The 6519-nt window shown below is 65.1% G+C and carries 7 protein-coding genes and 1 pseudogene; 3 read left to right on the top strand and 5 right to left on the bottom strand.

The window, feature by feature from the left end:
• Together ACRDUX_RS36210 and ACRDUX_RS36205 are read left to right on the top strand one after the other, a co-directional pair.
• A pseudogene (locus ACRDUX_RS36210) lies at nt 1–112 on the top strand (cupin domain-containing protein); the annotation flags it as partial.
• A gap of 533 nt (nt 113–645) precedes the next feature.
• A complete protein-coding gene (locus tag ACRDUX_RS36205) occupies nt 646–1404 on the top strand; it encodes an SDR family NAD(P)-dependent oxidoreductase (protein WP_526421572.1) in 759 nt (252 codons plus the stop codon).
• 37 nt (nt 1405–1441) lie between these two features.
• Here ACRDUX_RS36205 and ACRDUX_RS36200 read toward each other — a convergent pair whose 3' ends face one another.
• Nucleotides 1442–1822 (bottom strand): PPOX class F420-dependent oxidoreductase, encoded by a 381-nt coding sequence (locus ACRDUX_RS36200; protein ID WP_526421570.1) that lies wholly within the window; start codon nt 1820–1822, stop codon nt 1442–1444.
• 3 nt (nt 1823–1825) lie between these two features.
• A complete protein-coding gene (locus tag ACRDUX_RS36195; RefSeq protein ID WP_526421568.1) occupies nt 1826–2683 on the bottom strand; it encodes a lysophospholipid acyltransferase family protein in 858 nt (285 codons plus the stop codon).
• A 147-nt stretch (nt 2684–2830) separates the two neighbouring features.
• Between ACRDUX_RS36195 and ACRDUX_RS36190 the strand changes: the two genes are divergently transcribed.
• Nucleotides 2831–3400 (top strand): TetR/AcrR family transcriptional regulator, encoded by a 570-nt coding sequence (locus tag ACRDUX_RS36190; protein WP_526421566.1) that lies wholly within the window; start codon nt 2831–2833, stop codon nt 3398–3400.
• 90 nt (nt 3401–3490) lie between these two features.
• Here the strand turns inward: ACRDUX_RS36190 and ACRDUX_RS36185 are convergent, their stop codons facing one another.
• The 3 genes from ACRDUX_RS36185 to ACRDUX_RS36175 form a co-directional block, all read right to left on the bottom strand.
• Nucleotides 3491–4429, bottom strand: a complete 939-nt coding sequence (locus tag ACRDUX_RS36185; protein ID WP_526421564.1) for an SDR family oxidoreductase — start codon at nt 4427–4429, stop codon at nt 3491–3493.
• Nucleotides 4426–5892 (bottom strand): acyl-CoA reductase, encoded by a 1467-nt coding sequence (locus ACRDUX_RS36180; RefSeq protein WP_526421563.1) that lies wholly within the window; start codon nt 5890–5892, stop codon nt 4426–4428. Before ACRDUX_RS36180 ends, ACRDUX_RS36185 begins: the two co-directional genes overlap by 4 nt.
• Nucleotides 5889–6519 (bottom strand): long-chain-fatty-acid--protein ligase (locus ACRDUX_RS36175; RefSeq protein WP_526421561.1); only part of this gene is annotated, 631 nt, incomplete at its 5' end. The genes ACRDUX_RS36180 and ACRDUX_RS36175, both read right to left, overlap by 4 nt.

Here is a 6519-nt window from a genome sequence, read left to right as displayed (position 1 = left end):
CCTCAGCAGGCTTCCACCCCGGGTGTTGTCCGCCGTCTTCGGCGTTCCCGCAGAGACGTTCAACTCCTTCAAAAAGATCGACAACGCGATCGTCATCCTGCGATCGCCCTAGCCAACACTCGCTGCGGTGCTGCCCCCGGGTCGATCCAGAGGACCTCTTCAGGGCGCTCGGCCGGTTCGAAATCCGAGATTGACCACCACCGCCTCGCCACCGCTGCGGACAACGACGAAGTCCAGCTCCTCATCTGAGGAGGCGTTAGTGCCCACGCCAGTGCCCACGCCGCGAGCGTCAAACTGCGCCGGTGCCGACGCGAGCAGCCTCCCGGGCGCTCCAAACTGGTCTGGTCCGTACCACGCGCTCTGGGGCGCTGCCGCATATATGGCTTTCGACACCGTCGAGATTGGCGACGAAGGCGCGGAGCGCGTCGGCGGCGGCGGCTCACAGTGCGTACGCAACGGACGGGATGGTCAACCAGGCCGCAATCTTCGCCGCGGGTCGCCCTGTCGCCAAGATGCGCGAGACCAAGGAGGCACCTCGACGTTCGCGTTCACCGCCCTCGGGCTGATCTGGGACAGCAATTTCATCGTTGCGATAGTCGAAACAACTTGTCCTGAGACAGTTGAGACCAGGAGGAAGCTATGGGAATGCTCGACAAGAAGGTCGCGCTGATCACCGGCACCGGAGGAGGTCTGGGTCGCGTCGCGGCACAAACCTTTGCCCGAGAAGGTGCACAGGTTGTCGGGTGCGACATCAAGATTGATGCCAACAACGAGACGGTCGAACTCGTACATCGTGCCGGCGGTGAGATGACTGGCATCGCGCCGATCGATCTCACCGACCCCGAACAGGCGCGGAAGATGGTTGAGGGCGCCGTTTCCGCCTACGGCGGGATCGACGCGGTCTGCAACAACGCGGGCATACAGTACTTCGGGCCGATGCCCGATTTCTCCATCGATGACTGGCGGGCGACCATAACCGGCGAACTCGACATTCCCTTCTTCGTTTCGAAGTTCGCATGGCCGCACCTTGTCCGGCGCGGTGGCGGAGTCATCATCAACATTGCGTCCCACGCAGGCATGATCGCCGCAGAGAGCCCCCCGTGGGTCGGGCACGCCGCTGCGAAAGCTGGCGTCATCGCCATGACGCGACAGTTAGCACTTGAAGGCGCGCGCCATGGGATCCGTGCGGTGGCGATCAGTCCCGGGCCCTTCCTGACCCCGGCCAGCGACCGCGACCTCGGCAACGACCAGGCGGCCCGGGACGCAGTAACCAGCAAGACGCTTCTCAAGCGCTTCGGTCAACCCAAGGAGATCGCGGAGCTCGTCGCCTTCATCGCTTCTGACCGGGCGTCCTACATCACAGGCGCCAACTACCCGGTCGACGGCGGTGCGACCGCCTGGTAGAGCCACCGGGCGTCTCCGATCTGGCCCGAAGCGTCAGCTACACGGCCTTGAGCTCAACTCCGACGCTTTTCTCATCCAACCCGCTCAGCTTTAGGTATACGTCGAACAGCCGGCCGAATAGCCCGTAGCGCTTCGTGATCGCCCGCTGCACATCCGCGGCCTCCGCCTTGTCGAGGACCTTCGCCACTGCTTCGACCGGCTCACCCTTGGGCCGCCCACGTATGTCGCACGCCGCCACGGTGACGCGCGGAGTGTTCCGGATCCGCTTGACCTTCCACGCGTCTTCCTGGGTGTGGACGAGTAGGCGGTCGCCGTCGGGAGCGGCCCAGACCGCGGTCGGCTTGGGCCGGCCATCCTTGGTGAACGTGGTCAGCAGGATGTAGCGGGCCTTGGCTACCTCAGCGAATGTGGGAGTCATGGTTCAGTTCGGCTGGGTCGCAGTGCGCCAGGCCAGTGGGTTCAGCTCGCGGTAGGGATCGCTACTACGGATGACCAGGAGGTCGGCCAGGGTCTGCTCCAGTGATTCCTGGGTGTTCTGCTTGATGGCGGCGACCCACTCCTCCTCCGAGACCCGTGTGGGTTTGGTGGTGTCGATGGGGGCAGCGAAGCGCAGATACATTCGCTGCGGCCGGGGAATCAGGGTGGGGCCGATCCCATGCATCAGCGGTAGCGCCATGTCGGTGCGACCGGACAATTTCTCGGTCAGGCCCTGGCTCAGCCGGCCCCACCGACCCTCGCGGGTGGTCAGGCTCTGGTAGACGTCGTCGCCGCCGACGAGCCCGACGGGCACGATCGGATAGTCGTTTTCGACCGACAGGCGGGCGAATCCGGACCGGCCGTGCCAGCGCAGGGTGTGCTCCTCGCCTTTGAACTTGGGGATCTCGCGGCCGCCGCCGGGAAACACCAGAACGGGTTCGTTATGGCGCATCAGCTCGCGGGCGGTCTCCGGCGCTCCGACGACAACCCCGCATGCGGCGAACAGATCAGCGGCCGGGCCGCGCATGCGGCCCATGCCGCGGTCGGCCAGGGGCCGCACCCGGGTGCCGATCGCGCGCCGCACCAGGTACGGGATCAAGAAGGCCTCGGCACCGCCCTGGGTGTGGTTGCCCACCAACAGGAATCGTCCATCGCGGGGCAGGTTCTGCAACCCGTCGACATAGGGCCGGGAGAGGTCGACGAGCGGTCCGACCCTATCGGCGACCGCTTCTGCGACACGGCGCCAAGCCTGAACTCGCCCGGGTTGATTCATGATCGCGTCGGTGTTCATCGCGGTGGTCATGACCGCCCCCAGCCGCCCCGCGGCATCCCCGCAATCACCGGGTCCATTGAAACCACCTCACCCATCGAAACCTCTTCGCATGTCATCGCTTCACGCTGATGCCACGACATTACCGAACGAACCAGTTCGTTTGGGTATGATTCTCCTGTGAGAAACACCACCGAGCTGCGCGGCGAAATCCTCGCGGCAGCCCGAGCCGAGTTCGCCCAGTATGGACTCGCCGGCGCCCGGATCGACCGCATCGCACGATCCGCGCACGCCAGCAAGGAACGCCTCTACGCCCACTTCGGCGACAAGGAGGCTCTCTTCCGCGAAGTGGTCGCTGCTGATGTCGGCGAGTTCTTCCGTGCGGTCACGCTGCGCCCCGACGCCGTCCCTGACTGGGTTGGCAACCTCTACGACCTGGCCTGCGCACGGCCCGAGCACCTCCGCATGATCACGTGGGCACACCTGGAAGGCCTTGTCCTGGACGAACCCCGCGCCGACGGCGAACCGATCCCCGCCCAGGCCATCGCTGCGATCGAAGCCGCCCAGGCCAGCGGTCACGTCGACCGCGCCTGGCAGCCGGCAGAGCTGCTGGTCGTTCTCTTCGGGATCGGCCTGGCCTGGGCGCACTGGCCCGACCCCCACGCCGTCACGGACAACCCCACCCTCATCGCGCACCGTCGCGCCACCGCCGTCGACGCTGCCACCCGGATCATCGCTACCCCCACCTGAGCGCGATCCCAATCCCGATGAAACTCGCGGAGGCGAATTCGTGGACGGTGCCCTCCGCGCAGGTCGAGGGGGCTGGGTAAGCCTGGCGGCCTACGCACTCGGCCGGGACACAGTCGATTGGCACAGCTGTTCGGAGATCGTCCAAAGCCGTTCTGCACGAAGAGGATCCGTCGCATAGGGCATCGCGCTGTCGCTTACCGCGCAGTCCTTGAGGTAGAGACCGCCAAGACCGGTCAACTCGTCGGACACTGCGGCCCACACGGAGGTCGCCGCGCCCTGTTCTGGCGAGATGACCTCGAGCTTGGGACGAGGTGCGGACGGCTCGCGGTCAGCGGCGCCCAGCGCCATCATCGCCTTCATGTCGTCGCGTGACATGTGACGCGACAGCGAGGTGGCCACCGTGCCGGGGTGAACGGCGAAGCTCCTTACCCCGCTGTCGCGATACCGCGCGTCCAACGCGACCGTGAACAGAACGTTGGCCGTCTTGGACGCACCGTAGGCCTGGAACTTGTCGTACGGCCGTTGCTCCCAGTTGGGATCCTCGAAGTCGATGTCGAAGATCCGATGACCGTCGGAACTGAGATTCACCACCCGCGCAGACCCCGCGTTCAGCAGCAGCGGCATCACCCGTCGCGTCAGCTCGAAATGGCCGAGGTGATTGACCCCGAACTGCAGCTCAAAGCCGTCGTGGGTTCGCTCGAAGGGCGTGAACATCACTCCCGCGTTGTTGATCAGTACGTCGATGCGCGGGAATCTAGCGCTGATCTGAGCGGCGGCCGAACGAACACTGGCCAAGCTGTCCAGCTCCAGCTCGACAGTTTCGACGGACGCGGCAGGCGTCTCGGTCGCAATGGCATCAGCCGCCGACCGAAGCCGTTGCGGGTCCCGGCCGGCGACGGCAACGGTGGCGCCGGCGGTCGCCAACCCGCGCGCCGCCACCAGTCCCAGTCCGCCGGTGGCGCCGGTGATGACGCAAACCTTCCCGGTCAGGTTCACGCCCGAGAGGACCTCGTCGACGATGTGTGTCATGCGTCGACGCCGGCAAGCCGCCAGATCGGGATGACCGCATCGGGTTCGCACTCTTCGTCCACGATCCACTTGCACATGCGCCGGATCGGTTCGATCGAGTCCTGGGGACAGGCGATCGCCACACTGCACGCGTATCCGAGACTGGTGAGCCTTTGGGCGCCGAATAGTGGAAGGATGTCGCGCAGTTGACGCTTCAGCGATTCGGGATAGATACCGATGGTCTGGGTATAGGCATTGACGACCTCGGTGACCTTGTCGATGCTGTCGACGGGCACGACGTTGGCCACCCGACCCGACAGCAGCGTCGAGTAGTCCACCGGGGAGTCGAACTGCGACACCACGATCGCCCCTTCCTGACGCTCCCCGCCGATGACGCGGTAGAAGTCGTCGGTCAGTCGGGACGACTCGAGGTGCTCGTGCAGATCACGGTTCGGGAGCAGGGGCGGCGTGCTGATGAACGACGGGAGCGAAACCAGCTCCTCGTAGATCATCTCGCCGAGCCGGTTGGCGTTCGCCAAACCCGCCGGGTCCGTGCCGCTGACCACGTAGATCACCCGTGCATTGGCACAGCCCTCCTGGTTGGCCACACCGATGTCGACCGCGGCGCGGCGTGCCACCTCGCGCGTCGTCTCCTCATCGGCGAAGGCCTCGGCACCGATGATCGTTGCGCTTCGCTTGGGGTCCAGTGCGATGAGTTCGAGCCCGGGCTGGATGTAGCGCGTGACGTGCTTGACTGACGCCAAACCGCCCCAGGCCACGATCTTCTCGACGTGCCGCGGCTGGTACAGGAACTCCTCGACCGCCTCGTCACCACCCTTCCAGTACCCCGCCACCAGGTGTCGGGTGATCGGGTGATCGGGAGCCACGTCGGCAAGGGTGCGCGCGATCGCGATCGCGGTCAGCGGATCGTTGGATGGCACTTTGATGATGACGTCGGACCGGGTGATCACCGACCGCAAGATCGTCACTGCAGACACGAGTCCACCGTTTCCGGCCGGAATGTGCAGCACGCGTGAGCCAAACGCCCGGACCCGCAGCTCGCGACCGTCGTGCAGTTTGCGTGGTACCCACCCGTTCAAGTAGTCCAGTCCCACTTGGCTTTCGGCGACTTCGAGAACGTTCTCCCGAGTGAACAGGGGGCGCAGTATCCGGTAGCTGTTCTGTAGCATCTCCGCCGGCAGCACGTTGGCGACCAGAGACGCCTCATAGGCCTCCTGCAGGTGGGTGTTGGTGTCGAAGTCCAGCGCATTGCCCAAAGCCTCGAGCACGTCGAGGATCTCGTCGAACGACAAACCGTACAGGTCGGCCATCTGGGCCGGGCTGGTCAAGGGCAACCGCTCGACGTGCTTCGTCATGTCGGGGGCCTCGAACTGCGACTGGCCACTGCGGGTTCCGAAGGAGATCAGGTCGTCGGTGATCACCTGTCCGCGCAGGAACAACGGGACCGTGTAGGCGGCGCTCACAGATCAACACCCTTCATGAAGTCGATGGCCTCGTTGTGCACCTCGTGCGTTGCCGCACAGGTGATTCGGTCGTCGTCGACGCCCTCCTTCTCGCTGTAGCGCATGATCGAATGCTCGAAGGCCACGCTGGTCTGGCCGCACGGACACTGAAGGTCCCAGTCGATGGTGACCTCGTCACCGGAGATCGCACCGCCCCAGTGCGCCTTGAGTAGGAAGTCATAGACGGCGGCACGCCCGGTCTGCCTGCCGGTGCGCGGCAGCGGCTCGCTGGTGTCGGGGTCGAGGATGAACGGGATCACCCACGGCTGCACGTGATAACGGCCCTCGGAGCAGCCCCAGTGGAACGCACTCTGCTCGGAGAACCCGTAGCCCTCCTGGATGCGGTCCACGCCGAGGAACTCACCGATGACGTCCATGTAGTTGTCCGGAAGGACGAAACCCTTCAACCCGCCGCCGGTCAGGATCGCCGAATCCTTGGCGAACACCTCCTTGATGCCGCGTTCCAGGCCGGCCTTGGCGACGTCATACATCAGGTTGGAGGTGCCGAGCATGAAGACCTGTTTGCCGCGCAGTGTTTCGGCGATCTCGGTGAAGAACTTGTCGAGATCCTCCGGCTGACGCATCTGC

This window comes from Mycobacterium sp., from assembly GCF_050701675.1.
Lineage (GTDB): Bacteria > Actinomycetota > Actinomycetes > Mycobacteriales > Mycobacteriaceae > Mycobacterium.
The sequence above is the reverse complement of the archived record's forward strand: the minus strand, read 5'-3'. Positions and strand labels throughout refer to the sequence as shown.